This is a genomic window from Rhizobium etli CFN 42, assembly GCF_000092045.1.
Lineage (GTDB): Bacteria > Pseudomonadota > Alphaproteobacteria > Rhizobiales > Rhizobiaceae > Rhizobium > Rhizobium etli.
In genome coordinates this window covers 1,521,109-1,539,619 of sequence record NC_007761.1, presented here as the reverse complement: position 1 = coordinate 1,539,619, position 18,511 = coordinate 1,521,109, and the positions used below count along the sequence as shown (strand labels likewise).

Below are 18,511 nucleotides of genomic sequence, written 5' to 3'. Positions count from 1 at the left end.
GTGATAGTGATCTTTTCGAGAAAGAACGTTCCTTCTCTCTCACCGGTCACCGATGCCTTTCAAAACTGCCCAAATGTCGACCCGCGGAAGAATAGTCGAGGCACTCAGCGACCTTTTCTACCGGCGTGGCACCTATCTGGTCGGCATCGATGAAATCGTCCGGGAGCTAAGGATTGCCCGCGCCACTCTCTACCGTCATTTCGACGGCAAAGAGGGGCTCATCGTCACCTATCTCAGCCACCGCCATGCCTTGGTCAGTGATCAGTTGGAGAAGCTGGTCGCCGGCAAAGGCGGTGCGGCGGCCATTTTTGCGATCTTCGACAGCCTGGCCGACAAGACGCGCAGCGAAAACTTCCGGGGCTGCGCCTTCCTCATTGCGGTGACCGAAAACCCCGGCACGGCAGCGATCCAAGACGTGGCGCGCACGCATAAGGTCTTTCTTCGCGCCCTCTTCGGCCGGCTTGTCCCGCAAGGCCCGGCTCACGACGAGATCAGCGAGCAATTGCTGGTCGTCTACGAAGGCGTGCTTGCCGCATCGGTCCTGCGACCGGAAGCGAGGCCGGCGGAGATTGCCCGAAAGGCGGTCGCGGCTCTTCTTCAGGCCGGCGGTTTCGACGCATCCGGAGACGAGGCATGAGCGAGATCATACCCGAAGCGCCCACCTCATCGCCGACTTCGATGTCGTCCGGACTTCTCTTTTCCATCCCTTTTTTTCCTTCCTTCGTTTCGTAATGGAGCTCAAACATGTCACATAAAATTCTGCCAAAGGCGCTTTTCGCCATGTCGATTTCGCTGCTGGCGGCAACGCAGGCATTCGCGGATGCCACGCTTGATCGCATTAAAGCCCGCGGCGCCCTCACCGTCGGCGTCATCCTGTCCGGCGCGCCGTTCGGCTATATCGATCCGACATCGCAAACGCAGAAAGGATACAATCTCGATATCGCCAAAGCGCTGGCCGACGATCTCGGCGTCAAACTCGAAACGGTCACCGTAACGCCGCCGAACCGGGTGCAATTTCTGCAGCAGGGCAAGGTCGATATTCTGATTGCCAACATGCAATACACCGAAGATCGCGCCAAAGTGCTCGACTGGGTGCCAACGCCATACGACCGCAGCGGCGGCGCTGCCGTCGGGCGCAAGGACAGCGGCCTGAAGGACTGGGCAGATCTCAAGGGAAAGCCGGTCTGCGTTTCGCAGGGGTCGAACTACACCCAGCCGCTGATCGAAAAATACGGCGCCGAGGTAAAGGGCCTGCCAAGCCAGCCGGAGTCCCTGCTGGCGCTGCAGGGCGGCAATTGCGTGGTTGCGGTACATGTCGGCGCAACCCTTGGCCTGCTGCTGCGGGATCGCCCCGAGGACTGGGAGGACTACGCCATTCTCTTTCCGACGGAACTGATCCCTTCGGATTCCGTCATCTGGGTTCGCAAAGGCGAAAAGGAAACGGCCGAGGCACTCGATAAGACGATCCGCCAGCTTCATACGTCGGGAAAGCTGCTGGAGTTTGCCAAGGCGAACAGGCTCAGCAACACCGAATATCTCGAGCAGGAGCGCAAGACCCTGTCAGCCAGCAAATAAGACGGGTCGCACTGGTAGATCGACATGTGGAATAACGGCATAACCGGCCTGTTCGTCGAACTGACGAACAGGCTTGGCCTGAACTACGAGTTTCTGGCAACGGGCTACGAGGCTGAGATATGGCGTGACGGTTTCATAACCACGCTCTATCTGATCGCCTTGCTGATCCCGGTCAGCCTGATTGCCGGACTGCTGTTTGCCGCCTGCCTGACATCGGGCAGGCTCTGGCTCTCGGCACCGGTGCGCGCCTTCGTGGAAATCACCCGAAACACGCCGACGCTGGTGCAACTGATGTTCAGCTTCCTCGTTCTCAATTCCTTCGTGTCGAACCTGGTTGGCGGCGCGCAGAACAATCCGCTGACGCCGTTCTTCTGGGTCGTGGCGATGGTCGGGCTGCACATCGCCGCCTTGCATGCCGAGGCGATCCGCGCCGGCATCGAAGCGGTTCCGGCTTCGACCGTGGAGGCGGCGCGCGGCATCGGCTTCAGCAAGCTGCAGATCCTTCGTTACGTCGAAATTCCCCTGGCATTCCGGGCATCGCTGCCGGCGATCGTCAACAACCTCATCAACCTCGTGAAACTGACGACGGTGGGCAATGCGATTGCAGTCAGCGAGATCACCTATGCCTCTATCATGGTGTGGACGCAGCGCGACAATGTGGTGTCATTGATGATCGTCATCCTGCTGTTCTTCAGTCTCATCAATCTCGTCGTCGCCCGCGTCGGCCTGTGGGTAGAGCGCAAGCTCGCCGTTCCGGGATATGGCCTATGACGACGGTGGCGCTTTCCGAGCCGCGTAAGAGCGGCCACCTGCTGCGCAATATCGGCTTCGCAGCACTCCCTGCCCTCATTCTCCTCTGGTCGCTGGCCGATCTCACCCTCGGGCGCGAACTGGTGGAGTGGCTTCCCTATCTCGCCTCCGGCTTCCTGATGAACGTCGTCATCAGCCTCAGTGCGATGACATTGGGAACGGTGGTCGGAACCATATTCGGCATTCTTCAACTGATGCCCTACAGGCCGGTGCGCTACCCGGTCGTCGCCTATGTGCAGGCCTTCCGCAATGCGCCGCATCTCGTGCTGATTTTCGCCACGACTTACATCTTTCCCTTCGAGATCGTCGTGTTCGGCAACTATCTGCCCTTCCCGGACTGGCTGAAAGCGGTGATCGGGCTTGCCATACCGGCCAGCGCCTATGTGGCCGAGATTACGCGTGGCGCCATTCTTTCGATCCCGACCACTCAATGGGAAGCGGCAAAGGGACTGGGGTTTTCCCGCAGCCAGGCGCTGCGCTGGATCATTCTGCCGCAATGCCTGCGGCGCTCACTGCCGCCATGGATGAACATATTGGCGTCCATCACCATGGGCACGTCGCTTGCCTCGCTGGTCGGCGTGCATGAATTATTGCATGCGGCAACCGATGCCAGCACGGCCGTGCGTCGGCTCGATTTCACGATCATCGCCTACATCGTGGTGATGGCCGCCTTTTTCACGCTTTGCTACCCGATCGCTCGCCTGACCCGACGCCTCGAGCAGCACTTCAACGCGGGCTCCAGGATTTGAGACGATGAACATGAAAACCGACGACGCGATCGTAAGACTGGAAGACGTACACCTTTCCTTCGGCCAGACCGAGGTGCTGAGGGGCATTGACCTGACCGTCGACAGGGGCAATGCGGTTTCCATTATCGGCCCATCCGGCTCCGGAAAGTCGACGATCCTGCGCTGCATCAACGCATTGGTGACGCCGCAGCGCGGCCGCATCACGGTCGGCGGCACCCGCGTCGACCAGTTGGCCACGGAAAGCGAGCGCATTGCGCTGCGCAAGCGTGTCGGCATCGTCTTTCAGCAATATAATCTTTTTCCTCACCTGACGGTGCTGGACAATATCGTCCTGGCTCCGACCCGCATCCTCGGTGTCGCGCAGGGCGAGGCAGAAAAACTCGCGCGCGAACTGCTCGAAAAGGTACGGCTCTCCGAAAAAGCAGGCGCCTATCCCGGCCAGCTTTCCGGCGGCCAGCAGCAGCGCGTCGCGATTGCCCGCGCGCTGGCGATGAGGCCGGAACTGGTGCTGTTCGACGAAGTGACCTCGGCGCTCGATCCGGAGACGGTGGGCGAGGTGCTGGCGGTGATCCGTGACCTCATCCGCGACGGCATGACCAGCATCCTCGTGACGCATGAAATGCGCTTCGCCGAAGAGATCAGCGATACAGTCGTCTTCACGGAAAACGGGCGGATCGTCGCCCAAGGCTCCCCCGACGAGATATTCCATACGTTCGACAACCCCCGCATCCGTCAATTCGTCGGCGGCCTTTCCGGCGGACGCGGAACGGTTCGCAGCGAAGCTGTCCGGGAACTGTCATGACCAGACCGCCGGCTCCACTGACCTCGGCATTCGCCGAAGCGATCGTCTCATCGGATCCGCTGACGGATTCCGCAGCGATCGACGTTGCCCGTCTGGCGATCATCGATTTCCTCGCCTGCGCGATTGCCGGCGCCCGAGACGACACGACTGGCCTGCTGGCCGAGGCGGTCGGCGCCAATCTGCCAGGTGACGCGATCCTGATTGGATGTGCGCGCCGAACCGATCCGCTGGCGGCGTCAATCGTCAACGGCTATGCCGGCCATGTGCTCGATTATGACGACGTGCATGCAAGCGTGCGTGGCCACCCGACAGCGGTGATCGTTCCAGCTCTGCTGGCGCTCGCTGCCGAGCGCAGTTTTTCCGCGGAGGCGCTGGTCGCCTCCTATATCGTCGGGCTCGAAGCCATGGCGCGCTTGGGATTGTCGCTCGGCTCGAAGCACTACGAGACGGGTTTTCATGCCACGGCAACGCTTGGCACCTTAGGCGCGGCAGCCGCAATTGCCCATCTGACGCGCGCCTCGGTGGACGAGACCGCTGTCGCACTGGGCCTTGCGGCAACGCAATCGTCGGGCCTGCGGCTGCAGTTCGGCAATGACGCCAAACCTTATCACGCCGGCATGGCGGCCCGATCCGGGCTCCTGTCGGCGCGTTTGGCGGCGGCCGGTTTTGGCGGCGCGTCCGATTTCCTCGACAACCCCGTCGGCTTCCATTCGGTCTTTGCCTTCGGAGCGGAACGCCTGTCCGCCTTGACCGAGAACTGGGGCTCGCCCTGGCAGATCGTCGCGCCAGGGCTGACGCTGAAGGCCTATCCCTGTTGCACAGCCAGCCATCCGGTCGCGTCTCTCGGCATCGATCTCAACCGGGAAGGCCTGCGCGCAGAGGCAATCGCGCGCATCACCTTTACCTATCCGCCCGGTGCCGACGCAGCCTTGGTGGTGAGCGAGCCCACCAACGGGATCGAGGCGCGCTTCAGCCCGGAATACGTGTTCGCGGCGGCCCTGATCGACGGCGCCCTGCGGCTCGATCATTTTGACGGGCAGCCGGTCGCGCCACGGCTGATCGCGCTCGCCAAGCGCGCCGGCCGCCGCCATGACGAGGCCGCGCCGCGCATGTCGAGCGACCCACAGACCCGCTTCGTGATCGTCGATATCGCGCTTGCCGACGGCAGTACGATACAGCGCCGTTTCGACGGCCTGCCGGGGCTGACCGATCCGACGGAAAAATTTCGTGACGCGACCGGTCGCCATCCGGCCTTCGCCGACATCCCCTCACTCGTCCGGACCATGCACAGCGCCGCCGACCTTCGAAAACTCCTGGCGCTGCTCAATCAAGATGCCGCCCAAAACCTCGTTTGACGAAAGATTTTGCCATGACCCGAAAGAGAGAAATCCATCTGGGCCTGTTCCTGCAAGGGGCCGGCCACCACGTATCCGGCTGGCGTCATCCTCACGCCGAGGCGGGCAGCGAGAATTTCGACTTGCTGAGACGCGTGTCCGCGATGGCCGAGGCGGCGAAGTTCGATATGGTCTTCCTGGCCGACGGACTGACCAGCGGCGCCGATGCGCATCCATCGACAATCGCACGCTTCGAACCGCTGACGCTGCTTTCGGCGCTGGCCGTGGTGACCGACAAGATCGGGCTGGCGGCAACGGCGTCGACGACCTACGGAGAGCCTTACCACACCGCCCGCGCCTTCGCCTCGATCGACCACCTGAGCCACGGCCGCGCCGCCTGGAATATCGTCACGACCTCCTATGCCCGCACGGCGAACAATTTCTCCAAGGCCCATCCTGAGCATGACGAGCGGTATGCCGTGGCCGAGGAATTCGTCGACGTCGTGCGCGGGCTTTGGGACAGCTGGGACGACGACGCCTTCGTCAAAGACAAGCAGAGCGGCGTCTATGCCGACCCGGCCAAGCTCCGAATTCTCGACCATAAGGGCAAGTATTTCTCCGTAAAGGGACCGCTGAATATTCCGCGCTCACCGCAGGGCCACCCGATCCTAATCCAGGCCGGCTCGTCCGGGCCGGGCCAGGATCTTGCCGCCCGCACCGCCGACGTGGTGTTTACCGCGCAGCAGACCCTCGAAGAGGCGCAGGCTTTTTACAGAAGCCTGAAGGAGCGCGTCGCTCGTTTCGGGCGCCAGCCGGACGACGTCGCCGTCATGCCGGGCTTCCTGCCGGTGATCGGCCGCACGACCAAGGAAGCCGCGGACAAGCTTGCAGAACTCGACAGGTGGACGGATATCAAAAGCGCCATGCCGCTTCTGGAAGAACGCATCGGCCACAGCCTTGCCGAATACGATCTCGACGGCCCGCTGCCGGATCTGCCGATCTCCGATCAGTTGCGCAGCCGCGCCGAACTGCTGACGGCGCTGGCAAGGCGCGAGGATCTGACGATCCGGCAGCTGGCGCTGCGCGTTGCTGCCGGCCGCGGCCATCATATCGTCCTTGGCACGCCGGTCGAAATCGCGGACCGGATGCAGCGATGGTTCGACAGCCGCGCCGCCGACGGCTTCAACGTCATGCCGCCGTTTTTTCCCGGAGGCCTGGAAGACTTCACGCAGCTGGTCGTGCCGATCCTGCAGGAACGCGGTCTGTTCCGCAGGGAATATGGCGGCTCGATGCTTCGCGAACATCTCGGCCTTACGCGGCCGGCAGCAATTTCGCCCTAACTCTACGAAATATTGGCTCCTGGACAAATCAAAGTGCTACAGCGTCTTTCGGCGTCTTAAAGGACGCCGTCACTTCACCATCAACAGGAGCCGGCCGGTCGAACATGAACCTTCATCTCGAAACGGACGAAGACCCACGCACGCGCCAGTTCGTCACCGAGCGCAACGCGCTCTCCGATGCGGCGCTGAGAACACCGGAATTCGCCAGGGATCGCGACGCGATCAAAGCGCTGATTGAGCGGCAGGACAGGCTGATCGTACCGATGCGCCGCGGCGGCTGGCTGTTCGATTTCCGCCAGTCCAAGGACAACCCGCTCGGCGTGTGGCTGCGTCTGCCGGCCGATCAGACTCCGTCGCCGGAAGCCGATTGGGAGGTGGTCTTCGATCTCGACGCCTTCTGCCTCGGCGAAGGCAAACGCTGGACTTGGCGCGGCGCCGTCACCTGCCCATGGGAGCCGACGCGGGTGTTGCTCACGCTTTCGGACGGTGGCTCAGACCTGGTCCGGCTGCTCGAATTCGACGCGGAGAACAAGCAGATCGTGACGGGCGGCTTCGACACGCCTGCGGCGCGATCCCATGCCACTTGGCTGAGCCGTGACGAGATCTGCTATTTCGGCTCCATCGACCGCTTTTCGGCAACCCGTTCGGGGTGGCCGCGCATTGGGCGGCGATTGAAGCGCGGGCAGCGGCCGGGAGATGCCGCCATCCTCTACGAAGCCGCCGACGAGGACGTCTATGGCTTCAATCTCGTTATCGACCCTGCCCTCTCTGGCGGATCGGCCGATGCCGGCTTGATCGACATTTTCGTCGCCGTCCATGAGATCGGCGTGGCCAGCGCTTATCTGGTATCGAATGACGGCACGAAGCGGCGGATCGATCTGCCTGAAGAGGCCGATTTTCAGTTCAATCGCGATCATTGTCTTTGGCGGGCAAAGACCGATGAGCGCGTTCCCACCGGCAGCCTCGTCCTGCAACGCTTCGGCTCGACTTTGGGAACGAGGCTGCTTGGGCCGGAGCGGATCCTGTTTCAGCCTGGCGAAGGCCAATCCGTTTCGCAGATGATGCTGTTGCGTGAATGGTGCGTATTCATCGTCTCCGACCGGCTGCGCCCGCGTCTGATGGTGCTCGGCCTGACGAAGCCCGATGCCGAACAGCGGGAAATCATGCTGCCGGCGGATATGCAGACGGCTTATTTCAGGCCGCTCTATGCGGATCTGCATCTTGGCGACGACACGCTCTACATTGTCGGTCAGGGTTTCCTGCAGCCGCCCACCTGCTATCGCCTCGAACTCTCCGATCGCAGCAGAGAGCCCGAGCCGGTCTTCGCCGCCGCGGCGCCGAGCTATTTCGATGCCACCGGCATGTCATCCGAACTGCTGGAGGCGATTTCCGAAGACGGAACGAGGGTTGCCTACCGTCTGGTCCTGCCGCGACAGTGGACCAGGGGCGCGCTGCCGGTGCTGATCTACGGCTATGGCGGCTTCGACGTTGCACTGTCGCCGAATTATTCCGGGGTGACCGGTCGCTGGCTTGAGCAAGGCGGCGCCTATGTGCAGGCTTATATCCGCGGCGGCGGTGAATTCGGGCCCGACTGGTATCGCAGCGCCAAACGGCAGGGGCGAGACCGGGCATTTGCCGATTTCGTCGCCATCGCCCGCGATCTCGTCGCCCGCGGCTACACCGTGCCCGCGCGGATCGCCTGCCAGGGCGGCAGCAATGGCGGCCTGCTGACCGGCGTGATGCTGACGCGCTATCCGCACGATTTCGGCGCGATCTGGTGCCAGGTGCCGGTGCTCGACATGACACGCTTCCACCTGTTCAGCGCAGGACAGGCCTGGATGGACGAATATGGCGATCCGGAGGTCCCGGTGGATCGGGACTTCATGCTCGGTTATTCGCCGCTTCACAATGTCAGGCCGGCAAGCGAGATCGCCTATCCGCCGATCTATATCGAAAGCTCAACCAATGACGATCGCGTGCATCCCTCGCATGCGCGCCGCTTTGCCGCCCGGCTGGAGGAGGAAGGACATAAGCCGCTCTTCCATGAATTCGGCCTGGGCGGACATGGCGGCGACGGCAATTCCGAAGAGCGCGCCGCCCGCGCGGCGATGGGTTACAGCTTCCTTCGCCAGACCATCATGAGGTAGGGTGCAGTAGAATGGAGGAGGAGAGCTTGTCGGCGCTCCTCTTTCTGCTACAAGAAGCGCAATAAATCATACTTTTCACAGGTTCGAGCGAAACACCATGTCTCCTATCAATCTCGCCATCGTCGGCGTCGGCAAGATCGTCCGCGACCAGCACCTCCCCTCCATCGCCAAGAACGCCAATTTCAAGCTCGTCGCCACGGCAAGCCGTCACGGCACGGTCGAAGGCGTCAACAGCTACACCACGATCGAGGCGATGCTCGACGCAGAGCCTTCGATCGACGCCGTTTCGCTCTGCATGCCGCCGCAATACCGCTACGAGGCCGCTTACAAGGCGCTCGTCGCCGGCAAGCATGTCTTCCTGGAAAAGCCGCCGGGCGCGACGCTGAGCGAAGTGGCCGACCTCGAGGCGCTGGCGAACAAGCAGGGCGCGTCGCTTTTTGCCAGCTGGCATTCGCGTTATGCGCCGGCCGTCGAAGCCGCCAAGGCGTTTCTTGCCTCGACGACGATCAAAAGCGTGCATGTGATCTGGAAGGAGGATGTCCGTCACTGGCATCCTAACCAGGATTGGATCTGGCAGGCCGGCGGCCTCGGCGTTTTCGATCCCGGCATCAATGCGTTGTCGATCGTCACCCATATCCTGCCGCGGCCGGTCTTCATCACCGGGGCTGTGCTGGAATTCCCGGAAAATCGTGATGCGCCGATCGCCGCCGACATTCACTTCCGCGATGCAGACGGCCTGCCCGTTCATGCCGAATTCGACTGGCGCCAGACCGGCAAGCAGAGCTGGGACATCGTCGCGGAAACGGCAGCCGGCCAAATGGTCCTCTCCGAGGGCGGCGCCAAGCTTTCCATCGATGGTAGGCTGACATTCGCCGAACCGGAACAGGAATATCCTTCGCTCTATCGCCGCTTCGCTGAGATCATCAAGGCAGGTAAATCGGATGTCGATGTCGCCCCTCTGCGCCACGTCGCCGACGCCTTCATGCTCGGCAAGCGGAAATTCGTCGAGGCCTTCCACGACTGAGTCATTTGGGGTCCTTGCCGGTCGCCTCCGACGGCAAGGACTCGCTCAAGCCTTCTTTTCCCACCGCCCTTCCGGCGTCTGCTGCCAATAGGTGAGGTTATGCCCCTCGCCTCTCAGCTTCTTCCATTGGGCGCGGGCAGCTTCCAACTGCTCCTGATCGTGGCCGTCGAACATGAAGACGACGCGCTCATAGGCATCGGCCGGCGGCGGCTCGGCGCCGTCGACGATGAAACGCACCGTCGCCGCATTGGCGTTGTCCGACGTGACCGTCAAAAGCACCGGCTGGTTTTCAGCGAAATCAGCTGTATCGGTACCATGCGGCAGGAAACTCTCCTCGCGAAAGGTCCAGAGATGCGCATCGAGTGCATCGCGCCGCGCAGCCTCGCTCGTCTGGACGACGACGCGCCAGCCGCGCTCGATGCTTTTGTCGAGGAGCGGCGGAAGCGCGTCTTCCAGCCTGGTTTCGGTCAGATGATAGAAGAGAATGTCGGTCATCGGGATTCACAATTGGCGCGAACGAGCTCGTCGAGCAGGCGCACGCCGAAACCGGAACCCCAGGACTGGTTGATCTCATCCTGCGGCGATCCCATCGCCGTACCGGCAATGTCGAGGTGCGCCCAGGGCGTGTCCTGCACGAAACGCTTGAGGAAATGCGCCGCCGTGATCGAACCGGCCTGGCGGCCGCCGGTGTTCTTCATGTCGGCGAATTTGCTGTCGATCAGCTTGTCATAGTCCTTGCCGAGCGGCATGCGCCAGAGTTTCTCGTTGGTCGAAAGGCCGGCTGCCGTCAACTGGGCGGAAAGCTGGTCATCATTGGAGAACAGGCCGGCGTGCACATTGCCGAGCGCCACGACGATTGCGCCGGTCAGGGTGGCCAGATTGATCATGAACTGCGGCTTGAAGCGATCACTGCAATACCAGAGAGCATCGCAGAGCACGAGGCGGCCTTCGGCATCGGTGTTGATCACCTCGATCGTCTGGCCGGACATTGAGGTGACGATGTCGCCCGGACGCTGGGCGTTGCCATCGGGCATGTTCTCGACCAGGCCGATGATGCCGACGGCGTTGACGGCGGCCTTGCGGGCGGCGAGCACGTGCATCAGGCCGGTCACGGCGGCGGCACCGCCCATATCCCCCTTCATATCCTCCATGCCGGCGGCCGGTTTGATCGAAATGCCGCCGGTGTCGAAGACGACGCCCTTGCCGACGAAGGCGACGGGACGGTCCTTGGCTTTACCGCCCTTCCACTGCATGACCGCCAGACGCGGCGGGCGCACGGAGCCCTGCGCGACGCCAAGCAGCGCGCCCATGCCGAGACGGCGCATCTCCTTCTCGGTCAGAATTTCCACCTCGACGCCGAGATTTTCCAGTTCCTTTGCCCTGGCGGCGAACTCAACGGGTCCCAGCGCGTTCGGCGGTTCATTGACGAGGTCACGGGCGAGATTGACGCCGCCGGCGATCGCTTCGGATTCGGAAAATGCCTTCCGGGCGCCGGTCGCATCGGCGGTGACGATCGTCACCTTGACGGATTTTGCCGACTTCTCCTCGTCATCATTCTTCTTTGTTTTATAGGCATCGAAGCTATAGGCGCGCAGCAGCATGCCGAGCGCGAAATCGGCAGCGGCGCGTGCGTCCGTCTCGAGGCCGGGCACGTCGATGAAGATGGCGACCTTGTCGGTATTCTTGACTTTCGACGCCGCGGCGCCGCCGGCTTTCAGCCAGTCGTGAGCGGTAAGTTCGCCGACCTTGCCAATTCCGACGACGACGATGCGCTCGACGGGCGCTCCTTCCGGAGCGACAATATCAAGCGTGGCCATTGATTTAGCGGAGAATCGAGCGATCTTGGCAGCCTTGGCGATGACGCCTGCCGGATCGGCCGTTTCGGCGCCTGCGGCGCTGTCGGCCTCCGCAGTTTTCAACAGAATCGCGAGTCCGCCATTGAGCTTAACCGACTTCGAGAATGAAATTTCGAACTTTGCTGACATGTCTTCTCCGCTGGGATTCTTGAAATCCGTCCCTGGCGGATAATTTCGCGTTTGGCGGGTCTGTCAATGGCTCGCGACACTTGGTATGGTCGCGCGCGGCCGTCCAGGCTCTCATGTTTTCGTCAGTTTCGTAGATATTCGCGTTGACCGCTTTTTCCAAACATCGATGGCGGGGCCCGGTGATCCGCCGGCCCAAAACGACTTTCGGTGCATTCCTGCTGCTGTTCTGGACGTGGTGGGCACTGCTTGCCGTCTTCCGCGCCTTCCCCGGAATAGACATCTATTTTTCCCAGCTTTTTTTTCTGGGCACCGATTGTGATGCGACCGCCGCTGCCGGAAGCATCTGCGGCGGTTTTCCCTATCGCGACTCGGGCAATTTCGACCTGCTGCGCACCATCTTCTTCCGCCTCCCCTATGTCGTGGCGATCGTGATGGCGTGGAAACTCATCGAATGTTACCAGCAGCACGGCGCGACCTTCAACGCCGAGCGGGCGCGCAAGCTCAAAGTTGGCCTCGGAGCGCTGCTGATCGGGCCGGTGCTGCTCGTCAATGTCATCCTGAAGGAACATTGGGGCCGGCCGCGGCCGGTGCAGACGGATATTTTCGGCGGCGCGCTGCATTTCGTCGAGGCGGGTTCGCTTGCCGGCAAATGCGTGTCGAATTGTTCCTTCGTCTCTGGCGAGGCGGCGAGCGCCGGCTGGCTGTTCTGCCTGTTGCTCTTCGTTCCGAAATCGCTGCGCTATGCGCTGGTGCCGCCCGTTGCCGCGATCTCAATCCTGACGCCGGCCATGCGGCTGTCCTTTGGCGCGCACTATCTCTCCGACGTCACGCTCGGATGGCTCTCCTCGCTTGTGGTCTTCGCAGCGCTGCTGGCGTTAACTGAGTCGCAACAGCACCAAAAAAATTCTGAAATTTGAATGAATTTTTGACACCTGCTTGTCGCAAAAGCGCGACAAAGAGCGTAGAGGGATTCTCCTGCAAGCCGTTTGGGCGTGCAGGTGCTTTCAAGGGCCGGCATGAAACTACTCGAGACATACATATTGCGGCGCGTCGGCCAGATGTTTCTCGTGGCGCTCCTGCCGGTGCTGGCGATCATTTGGACGACACAGGTCCTGCAGCGCATCAATCTCGTCACCGACAGCGGCCAGTCGATCGGTTCGTTCGCCAAGCTGGCGACGATGATCCTGCCGTCGATCATTCCCGTGGTGCTGCCCTTCGCCCTCGTCATCGCCATCACCCAGACGCTGACGACGATGAACAACGATTCCGAGCTGACCGTCATCGACGCGGCGGGGGCACGGCGCACCATTCTGGTCCGGCCGATCCTGCTGCTTGCCGCCGTCATCAGCGTCTTTTCCTTTTTCGTCGACAACATCGTCGAGCCACGGGCAAAGACGGTGGCGCGTCAGATGATCGCCGAAACCTACGCCGATCTCCTTTCGTCGGTGATCGAGGAAAAGACCTTCCGCAAGCTCGACGAGGGTCTCTATGTGCAGATCTCGCAGCGCCTGGCGGGCCGGATGCTGAAGGGCCTGTTCGTCGCCGACGAGCGGGACCCGGCCTACGAGCTCATCTATTACGCCAAGGAGGGCGCCGTCGACGACACCGGCACGACGCTGATCATGCACGACGGCGAGGTGCATCGCAAAACGCCCGACGGCAACGTCTCGGTCATCAATTTCGATTCCTATTCCTTCGACCTCTCCGACATGACGGAGAGCCGCGGTCAGGCGACGCTGAAAGCCAGCGACCGTGACCTGTGGTTCCTGTTCAATCCGGATCCGAACGACAAGGACTATACGATCCGCCCGCAGAGCTACCGCGCCGAACTGCATCGACGGCTGACGGACTGGATCCTTCCTGTTGTGTTTGCCCTGTTCTCGCTGGCGATCGCCGGCGACGCCCGCTCGCACCGCGAAGCGCGGCTGCATCCGATGGTGAGCGCCCTCGGCTATGCTTTCGCACTACGGTGGGCTGCCTTCTACGCGGCAAACCAGATCGACACCGATCCGGAATATATCGCGGTTCTCTACGCTCTCCCGATCGTCAGCAGCATCGTCTCGATCATCTTCCTCGGCTTGCACAAGCGATTGGTCATGCCTTCGTTCGTCTGGGACCGGATATCGGTTTCCTGGAGACGCATGCAGGAAAGACTGCTTACCGCGACCAGCAGGTCCGGCGGGGGCGCGGCCCAATGATGTTCGGGACATTGTCGCGTTATTTCTTTCGCCGCTACCTGGCGACGACGGGCTGGTTTCTGATCGGCGCGTCGGCGATCGCCTTTCTTCTTGATTTCAGCGAGACTGCGGGACGTATGTCCGGCCTGCCCGGCTACACGATCGGGGGCGGCATCGTAATGACCGCCGTACGGCTGCCCCTCATCCTGCAGCAGACAATCCCCTTCGTTGCGCTCTTCGTCGGCATGACGGTGCTGATCGGGCTCAATCGCAAATATGAGCTCGTCGTCACCCGCGCAGCCGGCATTTCGGTCTGGCAGTTCATGTTTCCCTTCATCGCCGGCTCATTGGTGCTCGGCGTATTGACGACGACGGCGCTTAACCCGCTTGCCGCCTGGGGACAGCGCCAGGCGCTGCTGGTCGAGTCCGACTGGCGCGGCGAAAACGCGGTTCTGCGCAAGGCGCCACAGATTCCGTGGCTGCGCCAGATCAGCGGCCGCGACGATGTCATCATCGGCGCCCAGACGGTCCAGGAGAACGGCACCAAGCTGATCGACGCCGTGTTGATCCATTTCGATTCAAGCGGTCGAGTCATTCTGAGACAGGATGCCGCCACGGCTAAGTTGGAAGATGGTTACTGGCAGCTTAACGGTGTCGTCGAGCGCAAGCCTGGCGAAATCCCGTTGCGCAAAGCTTCGGTCCAACTTCGCACCAATCTGAAACAGGATTTCGTCCAGGAGCGGCTGACAGCGCCGGAAACGATTGGTTTCTTTGACCTTTCCAATCGCATTGCGGCGGCCAAGTCCTTCGGCATCTCGACCAAGGCCTTGGAGACGCAATTCAACTCTCTGTTGTCTCAGCCATTGCTGCTGGTGGCCATGACTCTCATTGCTGCAACAGTGTCCCTAAAATTTAGCCGGTTCAACCAATCCCGCTCCGTGATTCTGGGTGGAATCCTGTCAGGCTTCATGCTTTATGTCATCACCGTGCTTGTAAAAGCATTCGGAAGCAGTGGAGTCGTGCCTCCCTTCGTGGCGACCTGGATACCGGTTGTTGTCGCGCTGGCCTTGGGCGCGACTATTTTGCTTCATCAGGAGGACGGCTAGTGGCGGTAGGCGACCGCAAGTATTTTAGTAAACAATCGGTTGCCCTGCTTGTCGGTGCGGCTCTATGTTCCTATTTCGGCAGCGTCCCGGCCTCCCACGGCCAGGCCAGCGCGCCTGAGCAAAATATTCAGAACAAGATTCCCGAAAGCGCCAAATTGCTGCTTTCGGCCAATGAACTCGTCTATAATCGTGACGCCGACCTCGTCTCGGCGGTCGGCGGCGTGCAGATCAACTATGGCGGCTACAAAATGGTCGCGCAGAAGGTCGAGTACAATCAGAAGACCGGCCGGATGATGGCGATGGGCAATGTCGAGCTCGTCAGCCCGGACGGCAACCGCATCTATGCCGACAACCTTGACGTGACCGACAATTTTGCCGACGGGTTCCTGAACTCGCTGCGCGTCGAAACCTCCGACAATACGCGTATCGTCGCCGAAAGCGGCGAGCGTGTCGGCGGCACCAAGATGATTCTCAATAAGGGCGTCTACACCGCCTGCCTTCCCTGCGCCGAAGACCCGAAACGTGCACCCTTCTGGCAGGTCAAGGCCAAACGCGTGATCCAGAACGGCGAGACCCACACGATCCGTCTGGAGCGAGCCCGCTTCGAGTTGCTCGGCTACCCGATTGCCTTCGTGCCGTTCATCGAAGTTCCCGACAATACGGTGAAGCGCAAGTCCGGCTTCCTGTTCCCGACGATGAGCCTGTCGCAAAATCTCGGCTTCGGTCTTTCCATTCCTTATTATTACGTGATCTCGCCGAGTATGGATGCGACGGTCACCACAACCGGCTATACGGCCCAGGGCTTCCTCGTTGAAGGCGAATTCCGTCAGCGCTTCGAGAACGGCACGCATATCCTGCGCGTCGCCGGTATCGACCAGGCAAAACCCGGCAATTTCAGCTCGGGCACCAGCGATGCCGAAGCCGAGCAGCGCGGCATGGTGGCGTCAAAGGCGGAGTTCCGCATCAATCCGCGCTGGACGTTCGGCTGGGACGTCATGGTGCAGAGCGACAATAATTTCTCGAAAACCTATAAACTCCGCGGCTTGAGCGGCACCGATCGCACGAACCAGATCTACCTGACGGGGCTTGGGAAACGGAATTATTTCGACATGCGGGCGTTTTATTTCGACGTCCAGGATGCCGATCGGACGAACACGGCCGAAAAGCAGCAGGCCATCGTCTATCCCGCGCTTGATTACCACTATGTCGCGCCTCAGCCGCTTGCAGGCGGCGAACTTTCCGCGGACGTCAACCTGACGAATATTTCGCGCACACACGACGACTTCTATACCGTCGACGGATTCGACCGCTTCCGCGGCCTGAAGGGCCAGACTTCGCGTCTGACGGCCGAACTTCAATGGAAACGCACCTACGTCACGCCGACCGGCTTGGTGATCACCCCGCTTCTGGCCGCGCGCGGCGATGCTTTCGCGCTGAACATGAACGACCCGACCGGTTACGCGGGCAATTATCTTGACGACGAATCCGCCACCCGCTCGATGCTCACCGCCGGGCTGGAGATGCGGTACCCGATCCTGATGACGACTGATAACAGCACGCATATTCTGGAGCCGATCGTCCAGATCTATGCGCGCCCCGACGAGCAGCTTGCCGGCCGGCTGCCAAACGAGGATGCACAAAGTTTTGTCTTCGATGCCACCTCGCTCTTCGACCGCGATAAGTTCTCTGGTTACGACCGCGTCGAGGGCGGCACCCGCGCCAATGTCGGGTTCCAGTATACCGGGACGTTCGACAGCGGTTACAAGCTGCACGGCATTTTCGGCCAGTCATATCAGCTCGCCGGCCAGAACTCGTTCGCGACCGATGACCTCGTCAATGTCGGCGCGGATTCGGGCCTCGAAACAGACCGCTCCGATTATGTCGGCCTCGGCGGCGTCGAAACACCCTACGGTGTTTCCGTTGCGGCCTCCTACCGGCTCGACGAGAAAGATTTCGAGTTTCGCCGTGGCGACCTGACGACAGGCTACCAGAACGACACCTTCCAGACGCAGGTGACCTACACCCATCTCAGCGCTCAGCCCGCCTATGGCTTCGCCGAGGACAATGACGAGATCCAGACCAGCAGCAAGGTCAAGTTCAAGGACTACTGGTCGATCTTCGGCGGCATCGCATGGGATCTGAACAACGATGTGATCAGCCGCCGGACACTCGGCCTTTCCTATGAGGACGAATGCACGATCTTCACGATCGCCTACACGGATAGCAGGGATTCCGACGACGAGTCGGCAAGCGACTGGACGATCGGCGCGCGACTGACGTTCCGCACGCTCGGCGACATCAAAATCGGCTCCGACACTCTCTCCAACTAGCGGGCGGACGGCGTAAACATGGCCTCAAGTCATTCTTTCGCCGTAAGCCTGTGCAGGACATTGCCGCCAGTCGATATCCGAGGCATAGGAGTTTCGCGCCGCGATGGAAGCGATTTCCGCGTGTCTCGCACTGTGGTAAGGACGCCGCGATCAACGGCTCGCGGCGCTATTGGGAGGTCAACAGATGATTGACGCGAAAAAAGCCATAACCGCCTTTCTCGCCGGCGCAGCGATTGCCTTGCTGACGGGCCTTGCCGGCCCGGCGCTTGCAGCAAGCGGAGTCCAGGCCGTGGTGAACGGCACAGCCATCACCAGCGGCGATGTCGCCAAGCGTCAGGCCTTCCTGCGCCTGCAGCATACCAAGGCCGACGCCAAGACCGCTACGGAGCAATTGATCGACGAGACGCTCAAGCGCCAGGAGGTCGCCCGCGTCCATATGTCGGTTTCGCAGCAGGATGTCGATGCGTCTTTCGCGCGCTTTTCGGCCGGCAACAAACTTTCCGTCGAACAGATGTCGCAGATCCTCGATCGCGCCGGCGTTGGCGTCGATCATTTCAAAGGCTTCATTGCTGTGCAGATGAGCTGGCCGCGCGTCGTCAATGCGCGCTACGGCTCGACCTCGCGGCTGTCGAACTATGATCTCGTCTCGCGCATGATGCAGAACAACAAGCAAAAGCCGGTGACGACGGAATATATGCTGCAGCAGATCATCTTCGTCATTCCCGAGGCCAAGCGTGGCGCCATCACCGGCAAGCGCAAGGGCGAGGCCGAGGCATCGCGCTCGAAATTCCCCGGCTGCGATCAGGCAAAGACCTTTGCCGCAACGATGCGCGATGTTTCCGTGCGCGATCTCGGCCGCATGCTCGCTCCGGAGATCCCGCCGGACTGGAAGTCTCTGGTCGAGCAGGCCAAGGGCAACACGACAGGCACCCGCGTCACCGAGAAGGGCGTCGAATATCTGGCAATCTGCAGCCAGCGCCAGGTCTCCGACGACCAGGCGGCCGAAATGGTCTTCCGCCAGGAGGATCTCGACAAGTCCAAGGCCGGCAAGAATGGCCCGCCGGAAAACGAAAACAGCAAGAAATACCTGGACGAACTGCGCAAGAAGGCGCAGATCGCCTATCGCTGACCG

At 61.4% G+C, this 18,511-nt stretch carries 16 protein-coding genes; 14 read left to right on the top strand and 2 right to left on the bottom strand.

The annotated features are described in order from the left end of the window. Positions 1–73: 73 nt before the first annotated feature. From RHE_RS07480 to RHE_RS07440, 9 genes are all read left to right on the top strand, one after another. Positions 74–637 (top strand): TetR/AcrR family transcriptional regulator, encoded by a 564-nt coding sequence (locus tag RHE_RS07480; RefSeq protein WP_042118196.1) that lies wholly within the window; start codon positions 74–76, stop codon positions 635–637. A 107-nt stretch (positions 638–744) separates the two neighbouring features. Beyond that, positions 745–1,575: a transporter substrate-binding domain-containing protein gene (locus RHE_RS07475; RefSeq protein ID WP_042118194.1), complete on the top strand. Its 831-nt coding sequence runs from the start codon at positions 745–747 to the stop codon at positions 1,573–1,575. A gap of 24 nt (positions 1,576–1,599) precedes the next feature. Further along, on the top strand, positions 1,600–2,346 hold the full coding sequence (locus tag RHE_RS07470; RefSeq protein WP_011424797.1) for an amino acid ABC transporter permease: 747 nt from the start codon (positions 1,600–1,602) through the stop codon (positions 2,344–2,346). Beyond that, positions 2,343–3,134, top strand: coding sequence for an amino acid ABC transporter permease (locus RHE_RS07465; protein ID WP_042118192.1), 792 nt, complete (start codon positions 2,343–2,345; stop codon positions 3,132–3,134). The genes RHE_RS07470 and RHE_RS07465 overlap by 4 nt, the downstream gene beginning before the upstream one ends. A gap of 4 nt (positions 3,135–3,138) precedes the next feature. Then, positions 3,139–3,936, top strand: a complete 798-nt coding sequence (locus tag RHE_RS07460; protein ID WP_011424795.1) for an amino acid ABC transporter ATP-binding protein — start codon at positions 3,139–3,141, stop codon at positions 3,934–3,936. Next, on the top strand, positions 3,933–5,291 hold the full coding sequence (locus RHE_RS07455) for an MmgE/PrpD family protein (RefSeq protein WP_011424794.1): 1,359 nt from the start codon (positions 3,933–3,935) through the stop codon (positions 5,289–5,291). The genes RHE_RS07460 and RHE_RS07455 overlap by 4 nt, the downstream gene beginning before the upstream one ends. 14 nt (positions 5,292–5,305) lie before the next feature. Continuing rightward, a complete protein-coding gene (locus tag RHE_RS07450; RefSeq protein ID WP_011424793.1) occupies positions 5,306–6,610 on the top strand; it encodes an LLM class flavin-dependent oxidoreductase in 1,305 nt (434 codons plus the stop codon). Between the two features lie 104 nt (positions 6,611–6,714). Continuing rightward, on the top strand, positions 6,715–8,757 hold the full coding sequence (locus tag RHE_RS07445) for a prolyl oligopeptidase family serine peptidase (protein ID WP_011424792.1): 2,043 nt from the start codon (positions 6,715–6,717) through the stop codon (positions 8,755–8,757). Between the two features lie 97 nt (positions 8,758–8,854). Next, positions 8,855–9,781, top strand: a complete 927-nt coding sequence (locus tag RHE_RS07440; protein WP_011424791.1) for a Gfo/Idh/MocA family protein — start codon at positions 8,855–8,857, stop codon at positions 9,779–9,781. A 45-nt stretch (positions 9,782–9,826) separates the two neighbouring features. Here the strand turns inward: RHE_RS07440 and RHE_RS07435 are convergent, their stop codons facing one another. After that, the gene (locus RHE_RS07435; protein ID WP_011424790.1) at positions 9,827–10,276 is read right to left on the bottom strand and encodes a DNA polymerase III subunit chi; all 450 of its coding nucleotides are present in this window, start codon (positions 10,274–10,276) and stop codon (positions 9,827–9,829) included. Then, on the bottom strand, positions 10,273–11,766 hold the full coding sequence (locus RHE_RS07430) for a leucyl aminopeptidase (RefSeq protein ID WP_011424789.1): 1,494 nt from the start codon (positions 11,764–11,766) through the stop codon (positions 10,273–10,275). Before RHE_RS07430 ends, RHE_RS07435 begins: the two co-directional genes overlap by 4 nt. A gap of 143 nt (positions 11,767–11,909) precedes the next feature. Here RHE_RS07430 and lpxF point away from each other — a divergent pair, with 143 nt between their 5' ends. From lpxF to RHE_RS07405, 5 genes are all read left to right on the top strand, one after another. Continuing rightward, on the top strand, positions 11,910–12,683 hold the full coding sequence (gene lpxF / locus RHE_RS07425) for a lipid A 4'-phosphatase (RefSeq protein ID WP_011424788.1): 774 nt from the start codon (positions 11,910–11,912) through the stop codon (positions 12,681–12,683). Positions 12,684–12,782: 99 nt separating this feature from the next. Then, positions 12,783–13,964, top strand: a complete 1,182-nt coding sequence (locus RHE_RS07420) for an LptF/LptG family permease (protein WP_011424787.1) — start codon at positions 12,783–12,785, stop codon at positions 13,962–13,964. Further along, entirely contained in the window at positions 13,961–15,049 is a 1,089-nt protein-coding gene (gene lptG / locus RHE_RS07415; protein ID WP_011424786.1) for an LPS export ABC transporter permease LptG, read from the top strand. The genes RHE_RS07420 and lptG overlap by 4 nt, the downstream gene beginning before the upstream one ends. After that, a complete protein-coding gene (locus RHE_RS07410) occupies positions 15,049–17,379 on the top strand; it encodes an LPS-assembly protein LptD (protein WP_011424785.1) in 2,331 nt (776 codons plus the stop codon). The genes lptG and RHE_RS07410 overlap by 1 nt, the downstream gene beginning before the upstream one ends. A gap of 184 nt (positions 17,380–17,563) precedes the next feature. Next, entirely contained in the window at positions 17,564–18,508 is a 945-nt protein-coding gene (locus RHE_RS07405) for a SurA N-terminal domain-containing protein (protein WP_011424784.1), read from the top strand. Positions 18,509–18,511: the final 3 nt, after the last annotated feature.